The sequence below is a fragment of the Terriglobales bacterium genome (assembly GCA_035691485.1).
Taxonomy (GTDB): Bacteria; Acidobacteriota; Terriglobia; order Terriglobales; family Acidobacteriaceae; genus JAIQGF01.
On the sequence record DASSIZ010000122.1, the window covers coordinates 20,012 to 45,501 of the forward strand.

At 60.5% G+C, this 25,490-nt stretch carries 31 protein-coding genes and 1 tRNA gene; 19 read left to right on the top strand and 13 right to left on the bottom strand.

The annotated features are described in order from the left end of the window. Positions 1–43 precede the first annotated feature (43 nt). The 3 genes from VFI82_15855 (at position 44) to VFI82_15865 (ending at position 2,517) form a co-directional block, all read left to right on the top strand. The gene (locus VFI82_15855) at positions 44–1,339 is read left to right on the top strand and encodes a carboxypeptidase regulatory-like domain-containing protein (protein ID HET7186160.1); all 1,296 of its coding nucleotides are present in this window, start codon (positions 44–46) and stop codon (positions 1,337–1,339) included. Between the two features lie 70 nt (positions 1,340–1,409). Continuing rightward, positions 1,410–1,832 (top strand): hypothetical protein, encoded by a 423-nt coding sequence (locus tag VFI82_15860; protein HET7186161.1) that lies wholly within the window; start codon positions 1,410–1,412, stop codon positions 1,830–1,832. 220 nt (positions 1,833–2,052) lie between these two features. Beyond that, the gene (locus VFI82_15865; GenBank protein HET7186162.1) at positions 2,053–2,517 is read left to right on the top strand and encodes a cyclic nucleotide-binding domain-containing protein; all 465 of its coding nucleotides are present in this window, start codon (positions 2,053–2,055) and stop codon (positions 2,515–2,517) included. 33 nt (positions 2,518–2,550) lie between these two features. Here VFI82_15865 and VFI82_15870 read toward each other — a convergent pair whose 3' ends face one another. Next, positions 2,551–4,710, bottom strand: a complete 2,160-nt coding sequence (locus tag VFI82_15870) for a PP2C family protein-serine/threonine phosphatase (GenBank protein ID HET7186163.1) — start codon at positions 4,708–4,710, stop codon at positions 2,551–2,553. A gap of 212 nt (positions 4,711–4,922) precedes the next feature. Between VFI82_15870 and VFI82_15875 the strand changes: the two genes are divergently transcribed. Next, the gene (locus VFI82_15875) at positions 4,923–5,300 is read left to right on the top strand and encodes a response regulator (protein HET7186164.1); all 378 of its coding nucleotides are present in this window, start codon (positions 4,923–4,925) and stop codon (positions 5,298–5,300) included. 5 nt (positions 5,301–5,305) lie between these two features. Here the strand turns inward: VFI82_15875 and VFI82_15880 are convergent, their stop codons facing one another. Further along, on the bottom strand, positions 5,306–5,506 hold the full coding sequence (locus tag VFI82_15880) for an allantoinase (GenBank protein ID HET7186165.1): 201 nt from the start codon (positions 5,504–5,506) through the stop codon (positions 5,306–5,308). A gap of 105 nt (positions 5,507–5,611) precedes the next feature. Between VFI82_15880 and VFI82_15885 the strand changes: the two genes are divergently transcribed. From VFI82_15885 to VFI82_15895, 3 genes are all read left to right on the top strand, one after another. Next, the gene (locus tag VFI82_15885) at positions 5,612–6,280 is read left to right on the top strand and encodes a hypothetical protein (protein HET7186166.1); all 669 of its coding nucleotides are present in this window, start codon (positions 5,612–5,614) and stop codon (positions 6,278–6,280) included. A gap of 21 nt (positions 6,281–6,301) precedes the next feature. Next, a complete protein-coding gene (gene trxB, locus VFI82_15890; protein ID HET7186167.1) occupies positions 6,302–7,234 on the top strand; it encodes a thioredoxin-disulfide reductase in 933 nt (310 codons plus the stop codon). A gap of 114 nt (positions 7,235–7,348) precedes the next feature. Next, the gene (locus VFI82_15895; protein ID HET7186168.1) at positions 7,349–8,263 is read left to right on the top strand and encodes a proline dehydrogenase family protein; all 915 of its coding nucleotides are present in this window, start codon (positions 7,349–7,351) and stop codon (positions 8,261–8,263) included. Between the two features lie 4 nt (positions 8,264–8,267). Here the strand turns inward: VFI82_15895 and VFI82_15900 are convergent, their stop codons facing one another. Together VFI82_15900 and VFI82_15905 are read right to left on the bottom strand one after the other, a co-directional pair. Next, positions 8,268–9,821 carry a glycosyltransferase family 39 protein gene (locus tag VFI82_15900; GenBank protein ID HET7186169.1) on the bottom strand — a complete coding sequence of 518 codons (1,554 nt, stop codon included), beginning with the start codon at positions 9,819–9,821 and terminating at the stop codon, positions 8,268–8,270. A gap of 110 nt (positions 9,822–9,931) precedes the next feature. Next, entirely contained in the window at positions 9,932–11,377 is a 1,446-nt protein-coding gene (locus VFI82_15905) for an NCS1 family nucleobase:cation symporter-1 (GenBank protein ID HET7186170.1), read from the bottom strand. Positions 11,378–11,483: 106 nt separating this feature from the next. On the opposite strand from VFI82_15905, the gene VFI82_15910 reads away from it, so the two are divergent. Continuing rightward, positions 11,484–12,341, top strand: a complete 858-nt coding sequence (locus VFI82_15910; protein HET7186171.1) for a transglutaminase-like domain-containing protein — start codon at positions 11,484–11,486, stop codon at positions 12,339–12,341. A gap of 115 nt (positions 12,342–12,456) precedes the next feature. On the opposite strand, the gene VFI82_15915 is transcribed toward VFI82_15910, so the two are convergent. From VFI82_15915 to VFI82_15925, 3 genes are all read right to left on the bottom strand, one after another. Further along, positions 12,457–13,092 (bottom strand): hypothetical protein, encoded by a 636-nt coding sequence (locus VFI82_15915; protein HET7186172.1) that lies wholly within the window; start codon positions 13,090–13,092, stop codon positions 12,457–12,459. 377 nt (positions 13,093–13,469) lie between these two features. Then, positions 13,470–13,859 carry a DUF3224 domain-containing protein gene (locus VFI82_15920; protein ID HET7186173.1) on the bottom strand — a complete coding sequence of 130 codons (390 nt, stop codon included), beginning with the start codon at positions 13,857–13,859 and terminating at the stop codon, positions 13,470–13,472. Between the two features lie 145 nt (positions 13,860–14,004). After that, a complete protein-coding gene (locus VFI82_15925; GenBank protein HET7186174.1) occupies positions 14,005–14,382 on the bottom strand; it encodes a DUF6632 domain-containing protein in 378 nt (125 codons plus the stop codon). Positions 14,383–14,597: 215 nt separating this feature from the next. Between VFI82_15925 and VFI82_15930 the strand changes: the two genes are divergently transcribed. Beyond that, a complete protein-coding gene (locus VFI82_15930) occupies positions 14,598–15,617 on the top strand; it encodes a hypothetical protein (protein ID HET7186175.1) in 1,020 nt (339 codons plus the stop codon). 158 nt (positions 15,618–15,775) lie between these two features. Here the strand turns inward: VFI82_15930 and VFI82_15935 are convergent, their stop codons facing one another. From VFI82_15935 to VFI82_15945, 3 genes are read right to left on the bottom strand one after another with little or no spacing between them, the layout of a single operon-like run. Then, positions 15,776–16,408 carry a DUF3106 domain-containing protein gene (locus tag VFI82_15935; GenBank protein ID HET7186176.1) on the bottom strand — a complete coding sequence of 211 codons (633 nt, stop codon included), beginning with the start codon at positions 16,406–16,408 and terminating at the stop codon, positions 15,776–15,778. Positions 16,409–16,425: 17 nt separating this feature from the next. Continuing rightward, positions 16,426–16,899 (bottom strand): hypothetical protein, encoded by a 474-nt coding sequence (locus VFI82_15940; protein ID HET7186177.1) that lies wholly within the window; start codon positions 16,897–16,899, stop codon positions 16,426–16,428. 12 nt (positions 16,900–16,911) lie between these two features. Then, on the bottom strand, positions 16,912–17,565 hold the full coding sequence (locus tag VFI82_15945) for a sigma-70 family RNA polymerase sigma factor (protein ID HET7186178.1): 654 nt from the start codon (positions 17,563–17,565) through the stop codon (positions 16,912–16,914). A gap of 308 nt (positions 17,566–17,873) precedes the next feature. Between VFI82_15945 and VFI82_15950 the strand changes: the two genes are divergently transcribed. The 6 genes from VFI82_15950 (at position 17,874) to VFI82_15975 (ending at position 20,367) form a co-directional block, all read left to right on the top strand. Continuing rightward, complete coding sequence (locus VFI82_15950; GenBank protein HET7186179.1) at positions 17,874–18,095, top strand: hypothetical protein; 222 nt, start codon at positions 17,874–17,876, stop codon at positions 18,093–18,095. A 130-nt stretch (positions 18,096–18,225) separates the two neighbouring features. Next, complete coding sequence (locus VFI82_15955; protein HET7186180.1) at positions 18,226–18,591, top strand: hypothetical protein; 366 nt, start codon at positions 18,226–18,228, stop codon at positions 18,589–18,591. Next, positions 18,578–18,868 (top strand): hypothetical protein, encoded by a 291-nt coding sequence (locus VFI82_15960; protein ID HET7186181.1) that lies wholly within the window; start codon positions 18,578–18,580, stop codon positions 18,866–18,868. The genes VFI82_15955 and VFI82_15960 overlap by 14 nt, the downstream gene beginning before the upstream one ends. A gap of 181 nt (positions 18,869–19,049) precedes the next feature. Further along, on the top strand, positions 19,050–19,274 hold the full coding sequence (locus tag VFI82_15965) for a hypothetical protein (GenBank protein HET7186182.1): 225 nt from the start codon (positions 19,050–19,052) through the stop codon (positions 19,272–19,274). Positions 19,275–19,377: 103 nt separating this feature from the next. Then, a complete protein-coding gene (locus VFI82_15970) occupies positions 19,378–20,157 on the top strand; it encodes a hypothetical protein (GenBank protein HET7186183.1) in 780 nt (259 codons plus the stop codon). Positions 20,158–20,292: 135 nt separating this feature from the next. Next, positions 20,293–20,367: transfer RNA gene (locus VFI82_15975), tRNA-Val, on the top strand. A gap of 86 nt (positions 20,368–20,453) precedes the next feature. Here VFI82_15975 and rpsU read toward each other — a convergent pair. Both rpsU and VFI82_15985 read right to left on the bottom strand, forming a co-directional pair. Beyond that, positions 20,454–20,654, bottom strand: coding sequence for a 30S ribosomal protein S21 (rpsU, locus tag VFI82_15980; GenBank protein ID HET7186184.1), 201 nt, complete (start codon positions 20,652–20,654; stop codon positions 20,454–20,456). 68 nt (positions 20,655–20,722) lie between these two features. Further along, on the bottom strand, positions 20,723–21,013 hold the full coding sequence (locus tag VFI82_15985) for an RNA-binding protein (GenBank protein ID HET7186185.1): 291 nt from the start codon (positions 21,011–21,013) through the stop codon (positions 20,723–20,725). 1,354 nt (positions 21,014–22,367) lie between these two features. On the opposite strand from VFI82_15985, the gene VFI82_15990 reads away from it, so the two are divergent. Then, positions 22,368–22,778: a response regulator gene (locus VFI82_15990; protein HET7186186.1), complete on the top strand. Its 411-nt coding sequence runs from the start codon at positions 22,368–22,370 to the stop codon at positions 22,776–22,778. Positions 22,779–22,894: 116 nt separating this feature from the next. Here the strand turns inward: VFI82_15990 and VFI82_15995 are convergent, their stop codons facing one another. Next, complete coding sequence (locus VFI82_15995) at positions 22,895–23,665, bottom strand: prolyl oligopeptidase family serine peptidase (GenBank protein ID HET7186187.1); 771 nt, start codon at positions 23,663–23,665, stop codon at positions 22,895–22,897. 382 nt (positions 23,666–24,047) lie between these two features. Here VFI82_15995 and VFI82_16000 point away from each other — a divergent pair, with 382 nt between their 5' ends. The 3 genes from VFI82_16000 to VFI82_16010 form a co-directional block, all read left to right on the top strand. Further along, positions 24,048–24,713, top strand: coding sequence for a hypothetical protein (locus VFI82_16000; GenBank protein ID HET7186188.1), 666 nt, complete (start codon positions 24,048–24,050; stop codon positions 24,711–24,713). A gap of 45 nt (positions 24,714–24,758) precedes the next feature. Then, positions 24,759–24,941 (top strand): hypothetical protein, encoded by a 183-nt coding sequence (locus tag VFI82_16005; GenBank protein ID HET7186189.1) that lies wholly within the window; start codon positions 24,759–24,761, stop codon positions 24,939–24,941. Positions 24,942–25,002: 61 nt separating this feature from the next. After that, positions 25,003–25,490, top strand: a 488-nt coding sequence (locus tag VFI82_16010; GenBank protein HET7186190.1) for a UdgX family uracil-DNA binding protein, incomplete at its 3' end; no start/stop codon positions are given.

Genomic DNA, 25,490 nt, shown 5'->3' on the forward strand with positions numbered 1-25,490 from the left:
CATTTTTGTGCGCGGAGTAAGACTATTGAAGCTGCAATTGAAAATGGCAGTTCTGGCGGCGCTATTGAACCTTGCCGCATTCGCATCTGCCGAAACCCTCGGTGGAACTGTGACCAATGGCACCACCGGCAAGCCGGCCGCGGGCGATGATGTCGTCCTGCTCACGCTGGCGCAGGGCATGCAGGAATCGGGCAGGACCAAGACCGACGCGCAAGGCAGGTTCAGCTTTGACAACGCTTCCGCAGGACCGCACCTGGTGAGGGTGAATCACCAGGGAGTGAATTATTTTCCAGCCGGCGGGCCGATCCGTCCCGGGACGACCATGACGGAAATCAAAGTTTACGATGCCGCGAAGAAACTGGATGGCATTAGCGAGAACGTGCGGGTCATGCGGGTGCAGGCCGACCAGAAGTCGCTGCAGGTAATCGAACTGATCTCGCTCAAGAACAGCTCCAACCCGCCGCGTTCGCTCATGTCGGATCGCACCTACGAGATCACGCTGCCGGAGGGGGCACAGGTGGATGAAGGCGTGGCGCAGGGCCCCGGCGGCATGCCGGTAAATTCCGCGCCGGTGCCTTCCGACAAGGCCAAGGGAAAATATTATTTCGTATTCCCGATCCGCCCGGGGGAGACACGCTTCCAGGTGGCGTATCACCTGCCGTACTCAGGGGAAGCGACGCTGAGGCCGAAGGTCACGGGGAAGCTGGAGCACTTTGCCGTCATGCTGCCCAAGAGCATGGAATTCGGCGCGAAAAACAGCGGGATTTATTCCACGGTGAACGATGAAAACGGACAAGCCAACCTGCAGGTTGCGACCCAGGTGACGCCGGAAAAAGATCTCAGTTTCCGTGTCGCGGGAACGGGCATGCTCGCCGACCAGCAAGGAGCGCCGGGCGGACAGCAGGAAGCTGGCGCCGGTGGCGCCATGGGTGCCGGCGACGGGGCGCGCCCCGGCGGTGGGTTGGGAACGCCGGAGGGCACGCCGGATCCTATCCACAAATATCGTTGGGCGATATTAGGGGCATGCCTGGCGCTGCTCGCCGCCGGCGGAGGTTGGGTGGCAACGCGCAACCAGCCTGCTGCGCCTGTGCCGACCGCGCCGATGCAAAGATCCGCGGCAACCGTTGCTCCTGTCTTCAGTTCGCAGCCGCAAAACACTTCCACCGCGACCGCACCGCGGTCGTCCATGCTCCTGGAGGGTTTGAAAGAAGAGCTGTTCCAGTTGGAAGTGGAGCGCCAGCAGGGCCGCATCTCGGATGCCGAGTACCAGCAGGCGAAATCAGCGCTGGATCAAACGCTGCAGCGCGCGCTGCAACGCGCCAAGGCGAACCCGGCGTAGGGTTCTGGTTTTTCCATCCGGACGCCAACCGATTTTTCTTACGCGGCATCTTTCACAGCGGAGGATTGCCATGCCCGTGTTGCAGAAAAGTGTCGCCGCGCTCGCCCACAAAATGCCGAAAGTCATCAGCCCCAAGACCCACGCGATCGCCGATTACGCCACCATCGGCGCTTTCGGCTTGCTGGCGGGCATCCTCTGGGGCCGCAACAAGCGCGCCGCCATCAGCGCGCTGATCTGCGGGGGCGCGGAACTGACAACTACGCTGCTGACGGATCTTCCCGGCGGCATGGCCGACGTCATCAGCCTTCCTGCCCACGTCAAGATCGACTTTGCATTGGCCGCCGCGGCCAGCGCCCTTCCCAGCTTCCTGGGATTCGACGATGGTTCCGAGGCCAAATGGTTCCGCATTCTCGGCCTGAACATCACCACTGTCGCCGCCATGACCGAGACCGGAAGCGTGCGCCGCCGGCAGGTCCGCCGCCGGGCAGCCTGAAAACTGCTTTAGTCCTAAGTTCACCGGCCCGAACAGCCGACTTCGACAGAGGTCTTAGCGACTGCCCTACGCAAGCCAAAAGCGGGTTCGAGTGGGCCACCCGTCCGATATCGACGGATTGAAATCCGCACACATTTTTCCACCTCACCCGAAGATGTGATGGTTATCACGGCAGCGTCGCCAATAAGGGCGTACAAGCTTGGCTTACGCTGGAGGCATCATGGCGACCAAAGCTCATTCCAACCTGCCTTCCAAGTCGAGTGAGGCGTTCACCGGGCATCCCGATCTGCGCGCCGGTTTTGAGAAGTTGGCCTCGGCCAAGTTCTATCCCCAAGGCACTGTGCTGTTCCGTCGCGGAGAGCCGTCGCGGGGCGTTTACCTGCTTATCGAGGGGAAAGCGAATCTCTCATTGCCCGCCGATAACGGACGCTCTGTCGTGTTCCGCAATGTGGGCCCCGGCTACGTGCTGGGATTGCCCGGCACCATCCTGGAGCGCAGCTACCTGTTTACGGCGGAACTCATCGAGGACGCGCAAGTCGCTTTCATTCCCGCCGCCGACATTGTTGATTTTCTCAAGCATCGCGGGGACCTCTGCTTCGAGGTGGTGCAGATGCTCGGTTGCGAACTGATGGAGTTTCCCAATGCGATCCGCAAGCGCGCTCGCAGGCGGCGCACCAACGCGTAACTGAGCTCCAGATGTCGCGGGAATGGTCCGCACTTATCTCGGCCTGGCCAACACCAGCGTGATGTCGTCCGGTTGTTCGGCTCCGCCGATCCAATCCAGCACCGCCGACATTACCAGGTCTGAGATGCGTGCCAGCGGCAGCCGATGGTTTTCGCGGACCAGGTCCACCAGTCGCTGTTCTCCGAATTCTCCAAAATCGTTTTCCGGCTCGGTAATGCCGTCGCTGTAGGCAATGAAAATGTCACCCGGCGCGAGCTGAACCCTGGTCTCCTCGTAGGGAACGGCGTCGAACAGGCCGACGACGGTCCCGCCAACATCGAGCCTCTTCGTCGAACCATCCGTCTGCAGCAGCAGCGGCGCGAGGTGCCCGGCGTTGCAGTAGCTCAGGCCGCTGTTATGGCTGTCGTAGGTGCTGAAAAACAGCGTCGCGTATTTTTCCAGCGGCGTGCTGTGATAGAGCTGGCGGTTGAGCAGGGTCATGACCGCCGCCGGCGAGAGATCGCCGTTGGCATACGCCAGTGCCGTTCCGCTGTATTCGCTGTCGCCATGCCTTGATCCAGCCGACATCGCCGGAGTGACCACGGCCTGCAATGCGTAAGCGCGGACGGCGGAGTGGATGGTCGCCATCAGCAGCGCCGCCGAAATGCCTTTTCCGCTCACGTCCCCTACCGCCAGCGCCACCTTACCGGCCTCGAGCGGCAGGAAGTCGTAATAGTCACCACTGACGGTACGCGCGGGCCGGCAGATACCGTGCACCTCGAGCGCCGGTATCTCCGCCGTCTGCCGGGGAAACAGCTGGGCCTGGACTTCCTGCGCGATCACCAGCTCGTTTTCCATCCGCTGCTTTTCCTTTTGTTCCAGCAACAGGCGTTGCAGGGATGCGGTCATCGAATTGAACGAGCCTTCCAGGGCGGCGAGCTGGTCCTCGCTCCGGATCTCGATGCGATGATTGAATTCTCCGCGGTTCACGTGCAGCGTGCCGCGATACAGCGCCGCCACCGATCCGGTGATCGTCCGCGTCAGCCGCACGCCGATGATCAGTGCCAGCAGTTCGATGATTCCGAACAACACCACCACGACCACCAGTACGCCGACAATAAACGTCGCGGTCTGGCCGACGGTCCGGAACAGGCGGTCGTAGAGAAGCGAGGGCCGCGTGACCACTGCCAGCAGCGCGGTGCGCTTGGTGCCGGAATTCCAATCCAACACCTCGAGCAGGCTGCCGCCGGTAATTTCGCGGTCAAAGCGGTTGACGGGCGGAGGCAGCTTTCCTGCCTTCACCGTGGCGGGTGTGCCCGCGCCGGACTCGCGGCCGATTTCCAGCCGCTCATTCCCAATCGCGAGTTGCGTGCCCTTTTGCTGGCCGGCACTGGCCGACGATTTCGCCACTCCCTTGTTGTCGGAATCTGGAGAAGAGGAAGTAAACAGCGACAGCGAAACTTGTCCGACTTCCGCGCTTACCTTGCCCAGCAGTTTCTCGTCGAGCGGCACGCTGGAAATCAGCACCAGTTCACCCTTCGCGGCGGGAACAGCGTCGCAGGCGCGCAGGAGGATCTGCCCACGGTCGAGTGCGACCGTTTGGATGGCTTTCCCTTGGTGCGGCGGCAAGGGCGCGGGCGTTGCCCGCGCGGGAAAAGTGTAGGCTTTGCCGTCGTACCAGGCGGTAATTTCGCGCGCCGGATAAGCGGGCTCGCGTTCGGCGGCTTCGTGCTGCAATAGTTCCAGCAGCGGCGTGGAAGGGATGCGGTCAGCAACACGGAACGCGAGGTGCCCATTGAGCGCGCTCAAGGTCGCGATGTCGCTGCGGATATCGGAAGCGGCCACATAGGTGGCAAACTGCCACGCGAACAGGTAAGCGGTGATCACGCCGATGGTGAGCAGCAGGATCACGGGGATGACGCCGATAAAGACATAGGTGACGACCAACCGGTTCCGCAGGCGCCACATCAGCTTGCGCCGCGCCCAGCGCAGCCCGAGCGCGAGGGCCAGAACCGCGGTTACGTAAGCCAGGAACCCGGTCCACCACATCAGGCCGGTGCTGCCGCCACGGGTCAGCAGCAGGGAAATCGACCAGATCGCAAGCAACAGCAGGTCCAGCCCGGCGAAGTACGCCGTGATGCGGGCCAGCCGGCTCATGCGCGGCCAGTACAAGTAAAACTGCCGGCGCAGATAACGATGGGCGACGGATAACATGCCGAGACTTTCCAGGCTGAGGGTTGATTATAGCTGGCCCGGTTTGCTTAACCCGGGCGACAGAAGAGCAATTTGTTGCCCATTCGAGATACGCAGCCGTCCCGCTACGGGTTCATTTTGCACAGATTAGTTTTTAGAAATTCACAGAAAAAAACTTCACAATCTGCGTTCTGTCACCATTGGTGACAAGTCCCGGGTGTATCCTTTTGCGGATGCGCGGACGGCCCTCTATCCTCGTAGTCGACGACGAACCAGCGGTTCTGTTGACCTACTCGATGATCCTGAGGCAGAGCGGCTATGACGTCACCGGCGTCGCCACCGCCCGCGAAGCCAAAGTCGCGCTCGCAGAACAGCCCTTCGACGTGCTCATTTGCGACCTTGCCCTGGAAGGAAGCCGCAGCGGGATCGAGGTGCTGGAGTTCGCGCGCGCCCGCCACTCCAAGATTCCCGCCATCCTGCTGACGGGCTACGCCACCCGCGACCTGGCCGACGAAGCCGAACGAAAGCGCTTTACCCTGCTGTTCAAGCCCATCGAAGTCAAGGACCTGCTGGAAACCATCGGGGCCCTCGCCCGCAAGCAGAGCGCCTGAACGGTTCAGATTTCCGGATACATATCGAAGAACGCCTCGACGCTGGTGCGGAGCTGCTTCTCGATGTCATCCTTGCCGCCCTCGAGGATGTGCATGGTGACATGCGCGGTGCGGCCGTGTTTCAGCTTGATCGTGGCCTCGCCCACTTCTTCGATATCCTCCGAGGGCAACAGGCGCATTCCATAAACCAGACACAGATTTGCCATGCCGGGAATTGTAGTCGCCGCCTGAGCAAACAGCGAAACCGCGTTGTCTTGCGGTTCGAAGCGCCGGCGCCGGGCCGTTTCTGGCGCGTGCGGTAAAATGCCGCCGTGCTGAAATTCACCGCCGCCTTTCTGGTTGCGATCATCCCCGTGCAGGACCGGCCCAAGCCCGCGCAAACTCCGCCCATGCGCGTCAACATCCTGAATGTCTGCGCACCGAGCGAACCGGAGCAGAAGGATATCGCGGCGGCGCTGGCGCGCATTCCTCAGAGCCCCAGCTTCGGGCGCGATTACGAGATCACCCGCGGACACACAACGGGCGACGACGGAGCAGGATCAGACTGGGTGCGCATCCGCCGCGAATTTCCCAGGGCCATGCCGCTGCTGGCGGTGCAGTTTTCCTACAGCGCGGACCCGAAAGAAGTGCGTGAAACAGCGGTGTTCTACTCGCGCGAGGCCAAGGACGTCATGCAAGTCGCGCTCGAAGACCAGGTCGCTGCCGGCAGCAGCCCGGCGCAGGTGTTGGCATCCGATACCCCGGTGAGCCACATTCGTATCGAGCGCTATGGCAAGCCTTCGCTGGTACTGGCGCGCTGTCCGCAGGCCGACCAGGGCGAGTACGAACCGCTGTTTCGCAGCGCTTCGCAAATCATGGCTTCCTACCGCGCGCGCCTGGACGCCAAGCAGATTGTCCCCTCCGAACTGGGAGTGAACGGCGGGCATCGTCCGGTGCGCGTGAAGCCGATGGGCAAACGCGCCGCCCCCGAATCAAAATGAAGAAAGCGTAATCCAACAACTATGGAGAATGTCAGGAAGACAGTCATCATCGGGTCCGGATGCGCCGGGCTGACGGCTGCCATTTATTCGGCGCGCGCCAACCTCAAGCCGCTGCTCGTGCAGGGGCACGAGCCCGGCGGGCAGTTGTCGCTCACTACGCTGGTAGAAAACTTTCCCGGCTTTCCGGAAGGGATCCAGGGGCCGGAACTGATCGAGAACATGCGCAAGCAGGCGGAACGCTTCGGCGCCGAGTATGTGACCGGCGACGTGGTCAGCGCCGACCTCAGAAATTATCCCTTCACGCTGAAGGTCGGCAAGGATGTGGTGCGAACCGAGACGCTGATCATAGCCAGCGGAGCTTCGGCGCGCTGGCTCGGCTTGCCCAATGAAATGGCGCTCATCGGGCACGGCGTCAGCTCTTGCGCCACCTGCGATGGCTTTTTTTTCAGCGGGAAGGAAATCGTGGTCATCGGCGGGGGCGATTCCGCCATGGAAGAAGCGCTGTTTCTCACCCGCTTCGCCAGCAAGGTCACCATCATCCACCGCCGCGAGCAGTTCCGCGCCAGCAAGATCATGCTGGAGCGCGCCCGCGCCCACGCGAAAATCAAGTTCCTGCCGAATACCGTAGTGGACGATGTCTATGATGTCTCGAAACAGGAGGTCACCGGCCTGCGGCTGCGCAACGTGCAGTCCGGCGAGTCATGGGACTTTCCCACCAGCGCCATGTTTCTCGGCATCGGACACATCCCCAACGCCAAGGTTTTCGGCGACCAGCTCGACACGGACCAGGACGGTTACCTGATCACGCGGGACAACGTTTTTACCCGCGTTCCCGGAGTCTACGCCTGCGGCGACGTGCAGGACCGCCGCTACCGCCAGGCCATTACCGCCGCCGGCACCGGCTGCATGGCGGCGTTGGAGGTCGAGAAATTTCTCGAAGCAAGAGGGGAGTGAATCCTGAGTGCTCCAGGCGCTCCGCTCGGCTCATGAACACGGTCGTGTGATGCCGTTCCTACCGGCCACAACCCGGCGATGTGATACAAACATGAGTTTGCCTTGCGGAGCCAGATGCTACGGGAACTTTTCATAGGCCTCTCGACCAGCCGCGCCTTGCGCGCATTCGCGGAACGTTCATCCATCGGCCAGAAGATGTCGCGCCGGTTCGTCGCCGGCACCACCATCGAAGAACTGCTGTCCGCCGCCGAGTCGGTCAATGCCAAGGGCATGACCGTCAGCGTGGACAACCTGGGCGAGAACGTCACCAACGCGGCCGAAGCCGAAGCCAGCGCGCAGCTTTATCACCGCTTGCTCGATCTGCTTACCCAGCGCAAGCTCAAAGCCAATGTCAGCCTCAAGCTCACGCACATGGGCCTCGACGTGGATTCGAAGCTGTGCGAAAAGCTGGTCTGCGCGCTGGTCGACCACGCCAAGAAGGTAGACAACTTCGTGCGCGTGGACATGGAAGGCTCACCCTATACGCAGCGAACTCTCGATTTCGTCCACGAGCTTCACGCGCATTATCCGGGCCACACCGGAGCGGTCCTGCAGTCCTACATGAGGCGGAGCGAAGCCGATGCCGAAAAGCTGATCTCCGACAAAATCCGTATTCGCCTGTGCAAGGGAGCGTACAAAGAGCCGCCCGAAGTCGCCTTTCAGAAGAAGTCGGAAGTAGACGCGAATTATGTGAAGCTCGCGAAAATCCTGCTGAAGAGCGGCGTCTATCACGGCATCGCCACCCACGATGAGAAGATCATTCAGCAGGTCATGCTTTTTGCGGAGAAAGAAAAAATCGCGCGCAATTCTTTCGAGTTTCAGATGCTCTACGGCATCCGTCGCGACCTGCAAGAGCGCATCGTGCGCGAAGGCTGGGGCATGCGGGTATATATCCCCTTCGGCACCGAGTGGTATCCCTACCTGATGCGACGCCTGGCGGAGCGCCCGGCGAATGTGTTCTTCATCGCGAAGAATATTTTGCGCGGCTGACGTTCTAATTCCAGTGGTGGTAGTGCAGCCAGATCTTTCGCAGGTCGAACTTGGCGCCGCGACAAAGATAGATCGCCGTATTCTCCTCCTCCATCCCGTAGCGGTTGTAGTGATCGAAGGCCTGCCATGACGTGCAGTTCTCCTCGACATCCCGCCGGCTGAACTGCAGAAAAATGAAATTGCGGTAGTCCTCCTGCGGAGGACCCCAGTACCAGTGGGTCTGATGCCGTGAGAAGGCGCGCGGCAGGCCATACTGCGGACCGAACATGTTGATGGCGCCTGCCTCTCCATAATTGCCGGCCAGGATTCCGGTCTTGGCGCGTTCTTCAGGGGGCAGTGAGTTGTAGATATCCGCAACCTCTCGCGTCAGCTCCGGCCAGCCAAACTGGTCTCCGATGGGCTGTGGCAACATTCCTGCGTGGTTTACTTCCTGCTTGGGAGGAGTGAACCCCAGCCAACGCGTGTAAGCAATGAAGCGCTCCGGCGATAACATCCAGGTGGCCAGCGGTAGCGTGGGCAGGGTGAGCGCCAGAATGAGCGCAACTACGGCAGCCTTCGTCCAGGCAGCGCGCGCGGCCAGCCAACGCTCAATCGCTACGCCCCCGGCAGCGAAGAGCATGGGATAGATCGGGAACAGGTAATAGTCCTTGGCGTGCTCGATCTCCATGGCGGCGAAAAAGACCAGGTAGGTAAGCCCGAACACGCGCCAGCGTTTTTCGCGCAGGAGCCAGATAAGCCCGCCCAGCCAGACAAGAAAGAGAACCGGATGGGTGGCGATGATTTGTTGCTTGAGAAAGGAACCCAGCGGAAAGATTACATTCTTGCCTTCGCGGCGGACATTCTCCAGGTCTTCCAGCGTGGGAAAGTGATGCCGGATTTGCCAAATCAAGTTGGGCAGAAACAGCAAAACCGCAATCCCGGCGGCGATCCAGAGCCATGGCTTCAGGAACTCGCGCCGATACTGGGTCAGCAGCAGCGCCACCGTGACAGCGAATCCAAAGAACAATGTCGAGTGCTTGTTTTCTAATCCCAACCCGGCCAGGACGCCGAACCATAGCCAGAGGCGCGAATTGCCGGTGCGGATGATGCGCGCGATCACCAGCACGCAACCCATCCAGAACAGCGGCTCGAAGGCGTTCATGGTGAGCAAGCCGTCCATCACCAGGATGCCGGGGCACATCAGCACGGCCAGGCCGGTGAGGAACTGGGCATAACGCCCGCCACCGAGTTCGCGCGCAATCAGGATGGAGAGGGCCACCAGCGCCGTGCCGGCCAGCGCGGGAAGAATACGCAACGCCGCCAGCGATCCTCCCATCACCAGCGCGAGCTTGGCATAAACCGCGATCAGCGGGGCGGCGTCGACATAGCCCCAATCAAGATGGCGCGCCATGTCGAGGTAATAAAGTTCGTCGCGAAAATAACCGTAATGGCGGACGCTGGTGAACAGGTGCAGCAGGAGCTTGGCCGCGCACAGTCCAAGCAGGACGCCGATGGCGAGGCGCGGAAGAGGCAGTCGCTCGGCGGAGGCGTTTTCTGCTACGACAGCGCTTGTTGACATTTCAGCAATTTCGTTAGGCGAGCCTACAGACGCTCAGGTTCCACACTGCCTAAGTAAGAAACGTTCTGGATCCTCGCCGAGTTCCACGAAAGGGATGAATGCTGATGGAATCAGTCAGCCGTGCCTTCCGACGGCTGCGTTTCCGCAGTGTAGGTCTTGCTGACCGCTTCCGGCAGCCAGTAGGCAAGGAACGAAACGCCGAAGCCGACAAACCATGAGTAGTCATACAACAGGTGCAGCGACGGAACCACCAAACCGATCCATGCTGCCGCACACCCCAACAAGGTGGCGACGATGCCTTTCAGGTTCCAGCCGCCGTAGATTCCATCCTCGAGATAAAGGTCTTCGACTTCGAGACGCTTGCGGCGCACCAGCCAGTAGTCGGCAATCAGCACGCCCGCGATCGATCCCAGTCCGCCCGAGTAACCGAGCAGCCATTTGAAAATGTACCCCGAGGGATCGGCCAGCAATTTCCATGGCTGCATGGCGATGCCGACGATTCCGGTGAGAACACCGCCGCGCCGGAAGGTGATGAAGCGGGGAAACGCGTTGGCGAAATCATTGGCCGGCGACACCACGTTGGCGGCGATGTTGACCGACAAGGTCGCCACCACGACCGTGAACATGGAAATGGCGACGATCCACGGCTGGGTAAATTTTCCGACCAGCTCAACCGGGTCCCAGATCGCACTGCCGTAGATGATCGCGGTGGCGCTGGTAATCACTACCCCCATGGCGGCGAACACGGTCATGGTCGTCGGCAGCGCAACCACTTGTCCGAGCGCCTGCTCGCGTTGGCTGCGGCCGAAGCGGGTGAAATCCGGCATGTTCAGCGACAAGGTTGCCCAGAAGCCGATCATCGCGGTCAACGAGGGCACGAAGATCGGCCAGAAATCGTGCCAGCTGTTAAATTTTCCCGGATGCGCCAGGATCGGGCCGAGGCCGTGCGCCTGCGTCAGCGCCCACCACACCAGCAGCGCGGTCATGACCAGCACGAAGGGCGCCGCCCAGTTCTCCACTTTCCGCAGCAGGTCCATGCCTCTGTAGACCACCAGGATGTTTAGGCTCCAAAAGAGGAGGAACGAAATCCATTCGGTCGGGGCATGGCCGCCGAAGCTGCCGGCAATCGCCTTGGGCCATGCCGGCCAGAGGGCGCGGAAGAAAACGTTCAGGGCCTGGCCGCCGATCCAGGCCTGGATGCCGAACCAACCGCAGGCCACCAGCGCGCGCATGAGCGCCGGAAGATTCGAACCTCGCGTGCCGTAGGCGGCGCGGGCAAACACCGGAAACGGAATGCCATAGCGGGTGCCGGGGTGCGAGTTCAGCAGGATGGGCACCAGCACGATGGTGTTTCCGAGCAGGATGGTCAGCAGCGCCTGCTTCCAGTTCATGCCCGCGCCAATCAGTCCGGAGGCGAGCATATAGGTGGGAATGCAATGCGCCATCGAGATCCAAAGGGCGGCAAAGTTATAGGTGCCCCAAGTACGGCGCGACGGGTCGGTCGGCGCCAGGTCCTTGTTGTACAGCGGGCTGGATTCGATGGAACGCTTCCCCACAGGTGAAAACTCCACGCTGCACAGCATTGTAGCCGGAGCAGGCAAGAAGCAGCGGCAAAATTGGCAAGCCGCTCCCGGGCCAACGCTTTTTGCTAGCATGGTGTTTGTGGGCGCAGACAGAAAGCCCGGAGCAGTGGCGGAGGCGTTCGCTTCGCTGGTGGGCCAGCAGGTGGAAGACGAGCGCATTCCGCTGGATCGCGCCGCGCTAACGATTGCGCGCACGGAGTACCCGGACCTCGATTTCGAACCCTACCTGCGGCGTCTGGGTGAACTGGCGACCCGGGTGACCGGGCGGCTGTCGCGAATTGCCGGCCCCGATGAAACCATTGCCGCGCTCAACCACGTGCTGTTCAGGGAAGAAGGGTTCCGCGGCAATCGCCAGGATTACTACGATCCGCGCAACTCTTTTTTCAATGATGTGCTCGACCGCAAGCTGGGCATCCCGATCACGCTGGCGCTGGTGTACATGGAAGTGGCGCGGCGCATCGGGTTCCCACTGTTCGGCGTGGGCATGCCAGGGCACTTCCTGCTCAAGCATTACGACGTGGAGGGGCACGAGACGTTGATCGACGCTTTCAACGACGGCGCCATCGTGACCGCCGGCGAGTGCCAGAGCCGCCTCGACGAAATCTATTCCGGCCAACTTCCGTTGCAGCCGGAATTCCTGCTCTCCGTCAGCCGGCGTCAGATGCTGACACGGATTCTGAACAACCTGAAAAATGTGTACATGGGGGCGCGCAACATGCGGAAGGCGCTGGAGGTGGTGGACCTGATCTGCGCCATGTTCCCGCGCTCGCCGGAGGACGTGAAGCAACGCGCGGCGCTTCGCTACAGTGTCGGGCAGATGCGCGGCGCCCTGGAAGACCTGGAGGAGTATCTGAAGATGTCGCCGGACGCATCTGATGCGGACGACATCCGCCACACCGCGCTGGCCATCCGAAGGACCCTGGCGAGATTAAATTAGTCTGGGGTGGTGGGAACAGCTGGAGCGAGAACACAGTACTTGCGTAGAAAAGCCTTTTCGCAAAGTCGTTCAATTTGAAACGAATTGGGATTCTGCACCGACACCGGCAGCTCTCTCACCACACCGTGAGCTTCACGTTATCCACCCACTCGTGGATGTCCACGCCGGTGCTGCTCTCGTCGAGCTGCCACTGCACTCCCATGGATTCTTTCCAGGAAGTTGAAGTGGGGCTGAAGGTGCGATTGATGCTGTACGACGCGCCGTCCACGACGAGGGTGTCGTAGTGGTAGCTGTTCCCGTCGCGCTCCATGTACCACTGGATGTGGTGCCACTGGTCCGGGGCCATGCGCTGGCAACGAATGTCGCTATGCAGCCACTGATTGGCCTTCTGGTCCCAGATGTCCCAATAGCCGTCGCCGAAGTTGCACTGGCTGCCGATCATGAATTCCTTGCCGCCGCTGATCTGCCAGAAATCGAACTCGGCAGTCCAGATGTTGGCCATCGAGGTTGCGTCCCACCGCACGTCGAACTGCCACAGGAAATGGGTGGTGTCGAAGTTCTCAAAGATGGTCTTGATGAACAGGGCATTCGACCATTTCGGACCGCCGATGAAGAATTCGCGGCTGCTGCCGGTGGTCGAAGGCGAGGTCTGATTCGGGGCCATCCAGTAGTTGGTGGTGTCGTTGGTGCCCTGGGCGCAGACGCTGCACGTAGTCCAGTTGTCCGTCTTGTTCTGAATCTGGTCATACACGACAGAATTCGCCGGTGGTACGGGCAACGATGAGGGTTTCGCGCTTGCCGCAGCAGGCGTTCCGGGAGCGTTAGACGCGGCCGGAGTTGCCGCGCTGGGATCGGGGCTGGCGCCAACCTTTGCGCTGGCCTGAAAATTGGATGGGCGGCCACCGCACCCGGCGAGCACCAGCACAATGCTACTGAGAAGAAGGGTTGAGGGGGAAAGCAGCTTCATTATCCAGCAGCTTAGGGCCAGGTTAACTGATGCGGCAATGAGCGGAATACCCGAGATTCCTTAAGTAATTTCCGTAAGCTTTCTAGGAGAAAACGCGTAGAAAGCGGGCGTACCCGCAAGGACTGGCCGGATGGAACTAAGGGCAGCGCCCAGCTCACCGGTCACGGCAGCGTGTAGTTGAAGCTGTAAGAATGCTTGCCGTCCTCGATGATGATTTCCATCCTGCCGCTGATGCCGGTCAATTCGCCGGTGCCGGATCCGGGGACAACGACGATGCTCCAACTCGTCGTTGAGCCCTGCTCCATCGTCGCGCTGTGCTCGAGTACGAACGTGCCGCGACGGCCGTTAAGCTTTCCGGTGACCTTCTCCATGGCGACAGCGCCGGCGGTGGGCGGCTTACCTGAGCTGAGCATCTCGCCCTTGCTGCTGGCCTCCAGGTCGCCGTGGTACTGCTTGTCGAGGGAGAAGCGGCCGAGCGTCGGATCGTCTTTCACGTACGGTTCGAGCGGTGCGACCTTGACGTCAAATGCTCCGGTGGCGTGATGAGGCACGTGAGAATCCTTTTCCGCGGGAGATTGCGCGATTGCAAGCGCAGTCAGTAAGAGTGTAGCCAGCCAAAAGGGTTTCATAGCCAAGAAAGAATACTGCAGGCCCGCGCGACACGACCGGGCTTGATCGTGAGGTTGCGTAAGGGTGCTATGCGCCAGCAGCAGATGCCCGTGCCTGCTTTGCGGGAGCCAAGGCGATGAGAGCGAGGCCTAAGACAGCGATGATAGCGAAACCGAGCAGATCACCGCGCAGGTCGTGGTATTGAATGCCTTGCACGATCATGATGCCGTCGTGAGCGAGCGTGGACCAACCGGCGAAGAGGATCAGGCTACGATGCTGGCGCGGGTTGCGGGCGGCGATCAGCAGGAAGACCCCGAGCGAGATGTAGATACTGAGAATCATCTGGTCTTGCCGGTTGATCGTCGTGGCGACGCCGTCCCGGAGCGCCCCGATGAGCGGGTAAAGTCCGGCCAGGCAAGCTAGTCCCACTAAAATCAAGAGAACCTTGAGCGCGCGCTCTCGCATCACAGGAACCTCCGTCGTTCGCAAGTGCCAGTCCTGCGGCCTACCATCTCTTGGCGCATTATGCTCCTGCTCCAACCAGCGCAGAACCCAAGTTTGCGCCGTTTGTTCACCAGCGGCAACCGTCGTTGAGCGCGGGCGGTTTGGCGAGATGGGTTCCGCCTGGCTCACTTTTCAAAATTATCCTGTAAGCTCTGCCCTGACCCTTGATGTGGTACTTGCTTCCGCCCATCGCTTTGTTCGTCTACTACCTGATGGTGTGGCAGCGGGCGACGAGCATGCTGCGGCCGCGCTCGGTGATCACCCGCTATCACGCGCCCGGTGGGCTCTCGCCGTCCGCGGTGCGCTATGTCTGGATGGGCGGCTCCGGCCTGTGGAGTGGTGGCGCCGATGCCCGCAGCCTGGCTGCGATGCTGGCCGACTTGGCGCACCGGAAACAGCTCTCGATCGAATTAAGCGGCAGCGAATTCGTTTTGCAGCGGACGCCGAATGGCGGCACCAGCCCTCTGACCGATGAGGAGCAAACGGTGATTTGCAGACTGCTGCCCTCGACGGAGCTGTATGCGGTCAAGTTTGACGGTCGAATCTTTTACACGCCTGCGCGATTCGAATTGGAAAAGGCGCTCTGGTACAGCCTGAGAGATACGTACTTCACGGAAAACATGCGCTATCGCCTGATGGGGGCCGGGGCCATGCTGCTGTCCGCCTACATCGTCGCCACGCTGTATGCATCGCAATGGCATTCGGATGCGGCGATTCCGGCGGTCGGATTGCTTTTCGCTGCGGTCCTGCTTGGCAGCCTGGCAATTGACCAGCTGCAAGACGCGCCGCGGCTGGGGGTCGCAGGCACATGGCTTCGGCCTGCGGCGCCGTACCTCGTGAGCGGGGGGTTGGCGGTGGCCGGGATCGTAGTCTTCTCCCACATTGCGAACCAGGCGTTCGCGGTCAGCGCAGTGGCGATGCTGGCACTGAATCTGTTATTCGGCGTGCGGCTGCGGGCGCCGACCTCGCTCGGGCGGCAAACCCTCGACGAAATTGCCGGCTATCGCGAATTCCTGGAGTCGGTGGAACGGCCTGTGCTCGATGCGCTCACCGCTGACGGCAAATCCCTGGCCGCCAGAATCGATGAACACCTGGGCTACCTGATTGCTCTCGATGTGCGCGACCATTGGGGGGACAAGCTGACCACCTCCATAGTCCAGGTTCTAGATCAAGAAGAGCGCTCGTTGCGGCAGTAACGTGTTCGCCGGCGATGTCTCCTTTGCCGAACTGCGGAACGCGGAATTGAGAATCTCCGCGCTCCGCTTTTCAATTCGGCAGTTCGGCAATTCTGCAATTCAGCAATGGTGAGGAAATGACAGCTCCACATTTGCCAACGCCGGGCAGATCGGGGTTGCTAGCGAGAAGGCGGGGGACCGGGCTGACCGGGATTTGGGGTGATGCCGATGGTGCTCATGCCGCGCAGCAATCCTCGCTCCTGGTCGGAGAAGTTGTTGCGATAGTCAGGCGAGTCGAGAAGTTTTTGCCGTTCCGCCGGATTCTTTCCTTCCAAGTCATGGAAAGCGCGGCGCAGCGCATCCTTGCGCTCCGGGGGCAGGCCCCGATAGTCGCGGAACATCTCATGCAGACGCTGCTGCTGGTCGGGCGGGAGATGTTCGTAGCGCTCCATGTTGGCCAAGATGCGATCTTTTTGCTCGGGCGGAAGGCTGTTGAACTTTTGCAGGCGCTCGCGCAGGCGCTGCTTGCCGTCGTCGGGCAGGCGCTGAAAATCCGGATTCTGTTCCAGTTTTCGGAGTTGCTGGTCGGGGGGAAGAGTTTCATTGCGGCGAAGCCAGTCGCCCATGTGCGGCCCCGGACCGTGAAACACCGGCCCCTGGGAGCGCACATGCGGCGCAAAACCGGGAGCTTGCACCGGCGGAGCGTCCTTGTGGCGCTCGTCCTTCTTCCTGTCGGGGCCACTGCCTTGAGCGCCGGCCAAACCCGCCGCCAAGATGACACCCGCGAACACGGCAATGACATTCCTGCGCAACTGCTTATTCCCTCTCCCTAATTCTGCACCAAACTGGGGGACGAATCCAGATCGTCAAGCAATTCGAAATCGGCCAGCAGATCGTGGTTGCGGTCCAAATACTGCAAGTCTCCGACAGCGGTGCCGGGCCTGAAATTGACGGCGGCGCGACTGGCGCCACTGTCCTTCACCGGCCCGCTTCCGCGGTAGAGGCTGATGCTGGCCACCATCAGAACCATAAGGCTGACGGCAAGCGCGGGCTTGCGAAACCACTGCATCCAGCCGGAGGGTTGCGCCTGCTCTTCGCGCATGCGGGCGCGCAACCGGGTCATAAAATATGGGCTGGTGTCGGCCGGCGCCTGCCACTGGTCCAGCAGCGCCATGGTCTGGCGCATGGATTCCAACTCGGCGGCGCAAGCGGCGCACGCCTTGACATGGTCCCGCAGCTCGCCAGGGCCCGCCCCCGATACCATCAGATCCAGCATTTGCTCGCGAACTTGATTGCAATTCATAACTCCACACCCTTACAAGAATTCTTTCAGCTTCTCGCGCAGCGTTTCATAGGCGCGGAACAGCAGCGATTTGGTGGCCGACTCGCTCAGTTTCAAAACTTCGGCAATCTGCCGGTAGTCCATGCCCTGGTACTTATGCATCAGCACCGCCATGCGCTGGCGCTCGGGCAGGTTCTGCACGTGCTGGCGGATGGCTGCCAGACGCTCCCGCCGCAACAGCATTTGCTCGGCGGTCAGACCGCCGTCGGCGAGATCGGGCGTCTGCCCGGTTTCGCTATCGGGCTCGTCCAGGTGCACGTTCAGCTCCGGCTTTTCGTACTTGGTATCGCGCGCGTGATTGACCGCTAAATTGGTCGCAATGCGATATAACCAGGTGCTGAACTTGGCCTCGGCGTTATACGTGGCGCGCGAGCGGTAGACGCGCAAAAAAACTTCCTGCACCAACTCTTCCGCGACCGAACTATTGCGCGCCATGCGGTACATGAAACTCAGCATGGGGCGACGGAACTTGGTCACCAGGTATTCGAAAGCCGCGTCGTCGCCGTTTTTGCAGCGCAGCATGACGTCAGCATCCGCCATGGCTTCATAGCTGACGTTGGGGGCCAGGTGCACGCCGGCATCGCCAGCACGCACACCGCCCGGGAGCAACCCTCGGTCGATGGCCACGCTGCTCACACCTGATGTAACCCCCGTATGAGGAGAAAGTTGCGGGTCCTGGGCCGGCCGGGAGGAGGCCCCGGGAGAGGAATGGGAAGACTCGGGTTTAGAGGTCCATTGGGCCATGAGGGCATGGGCGCCGGGAGTCAAACCGGCTCCCCACATTATGACGCGACCAGACAGCATACAGGAAGCCGCTTCCGACAGGTGTCCCGGGTGAAATGTGAAAAAATTTACACCGTGGGCTACTACTTGGGTTCAAGTTGAGGTATATTACGCGAACTAAGGCCCGCAGCGGCCCCGCGCCAGCCGCTTCCATGGTACGTGCAGTCCATCTCGGTTATCTTTGCGACGGTTGTCGCGCGCGCGTCCCCGTGTACACGTTTACGCGCTCCAACGCGGCGACGTCCAGCACACCTCCGGTGGATCGATCCGTCCAGTGCCCGCAATGCCACGCGGCGCGTCACGTGAGCTTCTCCGAGATCCAAAATCTTGAGCGTTGGGAAGAGATCGTCGCCGCCGACGGAAACGCCGCGTAGAGGTTGGTCGCGCAAGCTTCCGTGACGCCTGCCGCCGTGAATTGCGCTAAAGAGGAAGTTACGCGATACTTTCAGCAGGTACATGCAACCCTGGCAGGAACTCAGGGCATCCACGCACAAAACTCACTCCATGGCAATTCAGATCTTATCGGTTTCTTACGATCAGGCGCTGTTGTTAACGCGCCAGCTGATGCTGGAAGGGCAAGGATACCAGGTGGTGTCGGCGCTCGGATTCAAGGAAGCCGAGAGGAAGTGCAAGGATGGCGGGTTTCAACTGATGGTGCTCGGGCATTCGATTCCTTTTAACGACAAGCAAGCCCTACTGGAGCAGTTTCGCGAGCATTCCCCGGCGCCGGTGGTGTCGTTGTTGCGGACCGGGGAAGCGTTCGTGGATGGCGCCGACTATCACGTATCGCCGGACGATCCGCGAGCGTTGGTGCGCGAAATCGTGACGATTGTGCCCCCGAACGATGGAGAGCAACATGGGGCGGCGTAAGTCTCGCAAAAGGGCGGCCCCAGTCAAGCGGGCGCGCGGCCGGGTGGCCAAGCTTCCGCCCGAAGCCGATGCCGCGCGCGACGAAGGTCCACGGCTGATTCCGCTCCCGGAAGGGGGTGTTCCGGGGACGCCTCGGACCGACGCAAGCGGCCTGCCAACCAATCGCTACCTGGCGCTGGCGGACCTCGCGTTACGGCTTTGGGGCTCGGAAGAAGCAGCCCCCGCCGGAAACGCAAGAAAGAGCGATTCGACCTTTCCCCGCAAGACCAAGCGTTAAGCTCCCGGTAGCCTGCTCCGAACCCTGGGCCCCGGTGATCTACCGTTCGAGCCCTCGGTGCTCGCGGTTAACCTTTTAGACGCTCCGCGTCGGCTGGGCCGCCGAGGCCATCAAATTCCGCGTATAATCGGCCTCCATGCCGAACCGCGTACGGAGAGTTCCGCGCCGCCCGATTTCCGGATTGACCATTGAAGAAGTACGCATCGTCGCTGACCTGCGCGTGATGCATGCCAAGGTGGATGAGCTTTGCCAGATCGTGCGCGCGCTTCGGGAACGACACGGTGAAGCGGACGTCAACGCGTATGCCGATACGCCGGTGCTCTCCCAGGACATCGAGAAAGTTGACGAGATCTACCTGTGGTTCATTAAGCTGAAGCAACAACGCAACCAGCGCGCCGCCACTTAGCAGCCTCGACAAGTTCATGGGAGACGGGATCCTGACCGTCTTCGGAAGCCCCGTCCCGCTGCGGGTATAATGCCACGCGCAAATTCTGTTCAGGGGGAACTATATGAAAAAGTTGCTGATCGTTGTGCTGCTCATGCCGCTGTTTGCGTGGGGACAAAGCGCATTTGACGGCACATGGCGCCTGGATTTGAACAAGGCACAGTTACCCAAGAAACCGGACAAGTACCTGCTGGAGAAAGGAACGTACCGGTGCGACAGCTGTGTTCCGGTCTATGAGGTCAAAGCCGATGGCCAGGATCACAAGGTTACCGGCCACCCCTATTTCGATACGGTGAGCGTGAAAATCGTTGATGACAAGACGGTGCAATTTGAGCAGAAAAAGAACGGCAAGGTAGTGGGCACCAATAAACAGACAGTCAATGATACTGGGACTCAGTTGACTGACGAATTTACCTGGCAGCCACAGGCCGGCGGGAAAGAGCAAAACGGTAAAGCTGTCTCGACACGAGTTGCGAAAGGGCCGCCTGGTTCGCACGCCATTTCGGGATCCTGGCGCGAGGAGAAGCTGGCCGGCCTCTCTCAGGATGCGATCACCTGGACGTACAAGACGACCGGCGATGGCCTGTCCATGAAAGCGGCTACCGGGGAATCCTACGAGGCCAAGACGGACGGCAAGGATTATCCGTATAAGGGAGATCCCGGTATCACCAGCGTCTCTCTCAAGAAAGTGAACGCCAATACACTGGAAGAGACCGATAAGAGGGACGGCAAGGTCATTTCGATCGCCAAGGTGTCCATTTCAGCGGATGGAAAGACCATGAAGATCGACGTGGACGACAAGCTGCACGGCACCACTTCCAGCTACGTTGCAACCAAGCAGTAACTCCGCAAGCAGTGACCCTCCCCACGGCGGCAGCCTCGGAGTTGCCGCCGTGATTGCAGCGCATAACGCTTTCGTCAAAGTTGCCTCAAACGGCTGTGGATGGTAGAAAAGAAGACTACAACTTGCTCAAGCAGTGGGCGCTTAACTCAGCGGTAGAGTGCCATCTTCACACGGTGGAAGTCACTGGTTCGAATCCAGTAGCGCCCACCATACACTTCTCGTTAGCCGACAGCCACTTGCGAGTGGCTGTCTGTTTTTTCTCGAAAAATCCTTGGCCGAAGCGGCCCCGGTCGTCGCTATGAAGCTTCTTCTTTGCGAAACTTCTTTCGCGCCCTCTTGCGTGCCAAGGCTTGCTTCGCGCGGCGCTTCTCGCCCGGTTTCAGATAGTAGGAGTGACGCTTCACTTCCTTAATAATGTCTTCCGTCTGGACCTTGCGCTTGAACCGACGCAGAGCGTTCTCCAACGATTCGCCCTCTTGCAGTCGAACTTCTGCCAAAGCGTTTTACCTCCTGCCTATGAGCACATTCTCCTGACCAACTATCAGTACCGGCCAGAGCCACTGCGTCAGCCACGCGGTGCGCCGCGGCCTCCGCCAAACGAACCACGCGCGCGCTTGGGACGCGCTTCATTCACGCTCAGGGCACGCGTGCCCAACGTTACTCCCTGCATCCCAGCAATTGCCTTGTCGCCCTCTCCATCATTGGCCATCTCAACGAATGCGAAGCCACGGCGTTGACCAGTATCCCGATCGGTCACGATTGAAACGTTATCGACTTGCCCGTAAACGGCAAATGCGGTTCGCAATTCCTCTTCGGTACTCTGAAAGTCCAGATTTCCAACGTAGATGTTCTTCATACTCGCCTCATCGAATCGGGCTATTTGATTGTCGGTGTTTCTCGAAACGAATGAGGCAGGAGTTTCGCGGTCTCAGATGCCCGAAGTCGAACGGGAAAAAGGGACGTTCAAACGCATTCCAAGACTAACACACTCATACGTTTGCCTGCACTTGCACGCTGACCTTTAGGTGTGTTTGCTCCCCCCAGTCGGCCAAGACCTGTACGGGTGGCAGTATTGTCTCAAGCTTCCGCCCCGCCGTCTTGCGCCTGCGTTGCTTCGTGAGCCGCGACAGCAGGCAGTCGCCGATCCCGTGCTCACTCCTGAGCGGCCATCAAGAACATCAGGCTTGAAAAGGGCACGAAGAGAACGGGGTTTTTTAGCTCCCTGACCATTGGTCCCCAAGCAAGGTCGTGCTGCATTGATTCAGCAACACGGGAGGCGTCGATCCAAAGCCCATCACTATCCACCTTGCTTACTGTTCCAGTGAGCATGGAGTCGTGATGCTTGAAGCGAAACAGGATTCGTCGATTGTCCAGATGCTTTAGGTCAAGCATAGCGGCGCAGATTATACGCCACCGACGGAGGGCAAGAATGCGGGGGGGCACCAGCAGCTGTGTGGGGCCTGTACCTGCAACACGCGCTTGCCATTCGATGAAACGAATTATCCCTACCAGTATTTTTCATCCTGTTTTTTACCTGAGACGAGAAATCCAATCTGGGCGTTCGCGGTTCTGAAGTGATTTCCAAGACAATTATCAGCAGGAGGCATTCATGACGACTCGTTCAAAGTCAGCAAGGAAAACTCACGTTAAAAAGCCAGCAGGCCATCGCGCCGCACGAGGCCGGAGGTCGCAGCAGACTGTCTCCGCATCCGCCTACCGGAAGCCGTGGAGGACGTTTACGACTGATGCCATAAGCGGCGTGATGGACATAGAAGAAGCTGCGCTTAAGTTAGGCGTCGAATACGGGCAGACGACCATTGCTGTCTTGCAGTTTATCTTGTGGCCGATCCTAGGGCGACCAACGGAGATGGAGCCAGTTGGCCGCGGCAAGGTATTGGCGCTGAAGACTCCAGCACAAGTGGTTGACGCGGCCATTGCGAGGGCGGCATGAACAGGCGGACTGTTGGAGCGCCCTGCTGAGCTCATTGCGGGTTCACCAGTTCGCCTTGAAGTAAGCCGGCATCCGGCGCAGCTGGCGCGAGTGCAGCAACTCACGGTTTTTCCTAAGGTGCGCAGCATATACATACGAGTCCTGGGGCTATCCCTGTCCTCACAAGCAGTTACGACTGGTTACACCCTTGCTGTTCTGTCCTCTGCATGGCGCAACTTGGCGGACGGCCGTCGGAGAAGCGCCAGAGCAGGAGGGCAGCATGCGAAAATCGGTCGTTCTATGCGTAGATGACGAACTGGACGGCTTGATCGGGCGTGAGGCTCTGCTGAAGCAAAAAGGGTACGACGTGTTGATTAGCACCAGCCCACGTGAAGGGCTGAAACTGTTCGCGTCGTGCCACGTCGATGCCGTGGTTCTCGATTACAACATACCCGAGATGCGCGGGGACGTGTTGGCATCGCGAATGAAACAACTCAAGCCTGACACTCCGATCATGCTGCTGAGTGCAGAGGATGCGCTGCCTGAAGAAGCGTTAGGTCAGGTGGACATGTTCATCTCCAAAAGAGAACCGCCGCGGGAATTCATATCGGCGGTTCAAGCTTTGCTTGCCGGCCGTGAACAGTTCTACTCAAAGTGGCTGCGGGAGTGGAGAGGCAAATTGGCTGCGTAGCATTTCTTGATTGAGATCACCTCAGCTGCTAAAACCGGGAGCGCCAGGAATCCTGCGTCGCGGCTGAAGCCGCGCCCTTTCAAAGCTGGTTTGAAGAAAAAAAGAAGAAGTTCAGTTCAGCCTTTGAGCAACCCTGCCACGCCTCGCGCCACCGTCTGGAAACTCTTGCTCCGGGGATCGATCAGGTCGAAGTGGCTGGCTTTGCGGATGGGAACAAACTCGACCTGCTCGCCGCGTTTGTTCTTGGCGCGCACGTAATCGCGGCTGATGGCGATGGGAACGTCCAGATCCGCGGTGCCGTGCACGATCATCTGCCGCGCCGCAATCGGCAACTCGATGGGCGACGCTTCGCGGTAGTGCTCCGGAACCTGTTCCGGCGTGCCGCCCAGAAACTCGACCACGGCGTCGTTGCTCAAGTGCAGCTCCCATGCGCGGCGCAGGTCGAGCACGCCCGCCAGCGACGCGCAGCAGCGGATGGACTCCTCGTGCGCCGCCAGGCAGAGCGCCAGCTGGGCACCGGCGGAGTGTCCGAGCACGATCAAGCGGGCGGCCTCGATGCCGAGTTCGCCGGCACGCTGCACGAGGTAGCGATAGGCGGTGCGGATATCCTCAAAGGTGCGCGGCCAGCCTCCGCCGGGCGAGCCGACGCGGCGGTATTCCAGGTTCGCAGTGTTGATGCCGCGCCCCGCCAGCGCGGAACAGAGAGGACTGGCATGGGCCAGATCGTAGCGGGCACGCCAGTATCCGCCGTGGATATTGATGGCCAACGGCGCGTGCGACTTATCCTTCGCGAAGTAAAAATCGGCGAACTGCTCCGGCTGCGAACCGTAGCGGACCCGCTGGTCGGCTGCAACGGGAGGAAGCGAGAGAATGTCTCTGCCGGCCATCGCGGTAGTGTAAACGGGCGGCACCACTTGGGTGGCCAGGTTTGTAAATTGATGGAGTGCGTGAAGCCTTGTCCGCCGTGCGGGCATCTATTGGTAGGCGGGCGGGACTGATGTTCCGAGTACCCTCCCCAACGCGGGGCTTGCCTTTCCACAGCGCGGGCGGTTAGTATCAGTATCGGCCTCCGAACGGCACCTCCCGTGCCGTCAGTCCGCGCGCAGCCAAGTGCCATGCGCCAGGCGGACGAGAATAGTTCACGATTTTCCATGCGCATCCCGGTACCAGCCGCCGGGCGAATGCGCGACGAAGTGGGCGTCTCCGACGGAGTGATTCAACCAACTTCAACCACGTACCCGCTCCCTCGCGGGCACGTAAGAGAGCATCATGAATTTTGGATCGAAGCGTCCCTCCGGCTCCGGAGGGAAGGGAAGGCGGCGTCGCGGACGTCGCGGGCCCGGTGGACGTCCCGGTGGTCACCAGGGCGGCAAGGGACAAAATAAACAGCAGCACAACAACCCCGGCGGCGTCTTCACCCACCCGATGGACCACAGCTATCGCGCGGCGCTGCAGGGCAACAACTCACATCCCGGCCATCGCGCCGCCGGCACGCAGTACCTCCAGCCCGATCCGGAGCCCCTGCCGCAGCAGCACGAGAATGCTGCGCCGCGCATCTTCGCCTTCATCGACGACCTTTTCTTCCTGGCAAAAATCCAGGAAACCTCGCGCAAGCTGAACGTCAAGGTGGAGTTCGTCAAGACGGAGAAGGACATCCTGGAAAAGATGTCGGAAAACGGGAACGGCAAGCCGTCGCTGATCATCTTCGACCTGAACAACGCCAACGCCAAGCCGCTGGCCACCATTCCGCGACTGAAGAAGGAACTGAAGAAGGGGACCACCATCATCGGGTTCCTCTCGCACGTGCAGGGCGATTTGAAGGTGAAGGCCATGGAGGCGGGTTGCGACATGGTGATCCCGCGCTCGGCGTTCTCGCAGAACCTTCCTTCGCTGCTGCGACGCCACGGCGCGCCGGAAGAGCTCGACGTGCAATAGTCGCGCGGCCGTGCCCTTCCTCCCAGGGCGGTCTATAATCAGCGCGTGAACGATCTTGTGGTGGTGCGCGAGTGGGATGCCGACAAGTTTCATGCGCGTGTCATGGAACTGGAGCAGCAGGGCTATGTCGCGCGCCGCGAAACCTACCGCATCGTCGCCGAAATGAACCCTGAGACGGGATGGGTCTCGCACGTCCATTCCATCGAGCTCGCCAAGCCGGAACAATAGCCGCCTTTCTTCATCCTGACGGTTGGAAACCAGAAAGCGAAAATTGGAAACTAAGTAGGGGATGCCCAAGGCTCCCGCGAAAACGGCTGCTCCCCTGCTCCCTCCGAAACCCACGCTGCCCAAATTGCGCGAGGCTGCGGCTGGATGCAAGGCTTGCGACCTGTGGCTGCGCGGAACACAAACCGTGTTTGGAGAAGGAAGTCCGCGCGCCAGGGTATTGTTTGTCGGCGAACAACCGGGTGACAAAGAAGATCTTGCCGGACGCCCTTTTGTCGGGCCCGCGGGAATGATTTTGGACAAGGCTTTGGCGCAAGCCGGCATTGATCGCGCCGAGGTCTACGTCACTAATGTCGTCAAGCACTTCAAGTGGGAGCCGCGCGGCAAGCGGAGGATCCACAAGAGGCCGAACACGCTGGAGATCGCGGCGTGCCGTCCCTGGCTGGACGCGGAGATCGCGGTCACCAAGCCGCAGGTGATCGTGTGCCTGGGGGCGACGGCGGCGCAGGCGCTGCTTGGCAAGAGTTTCAAGGTGACGCAGCACCGGGGCGA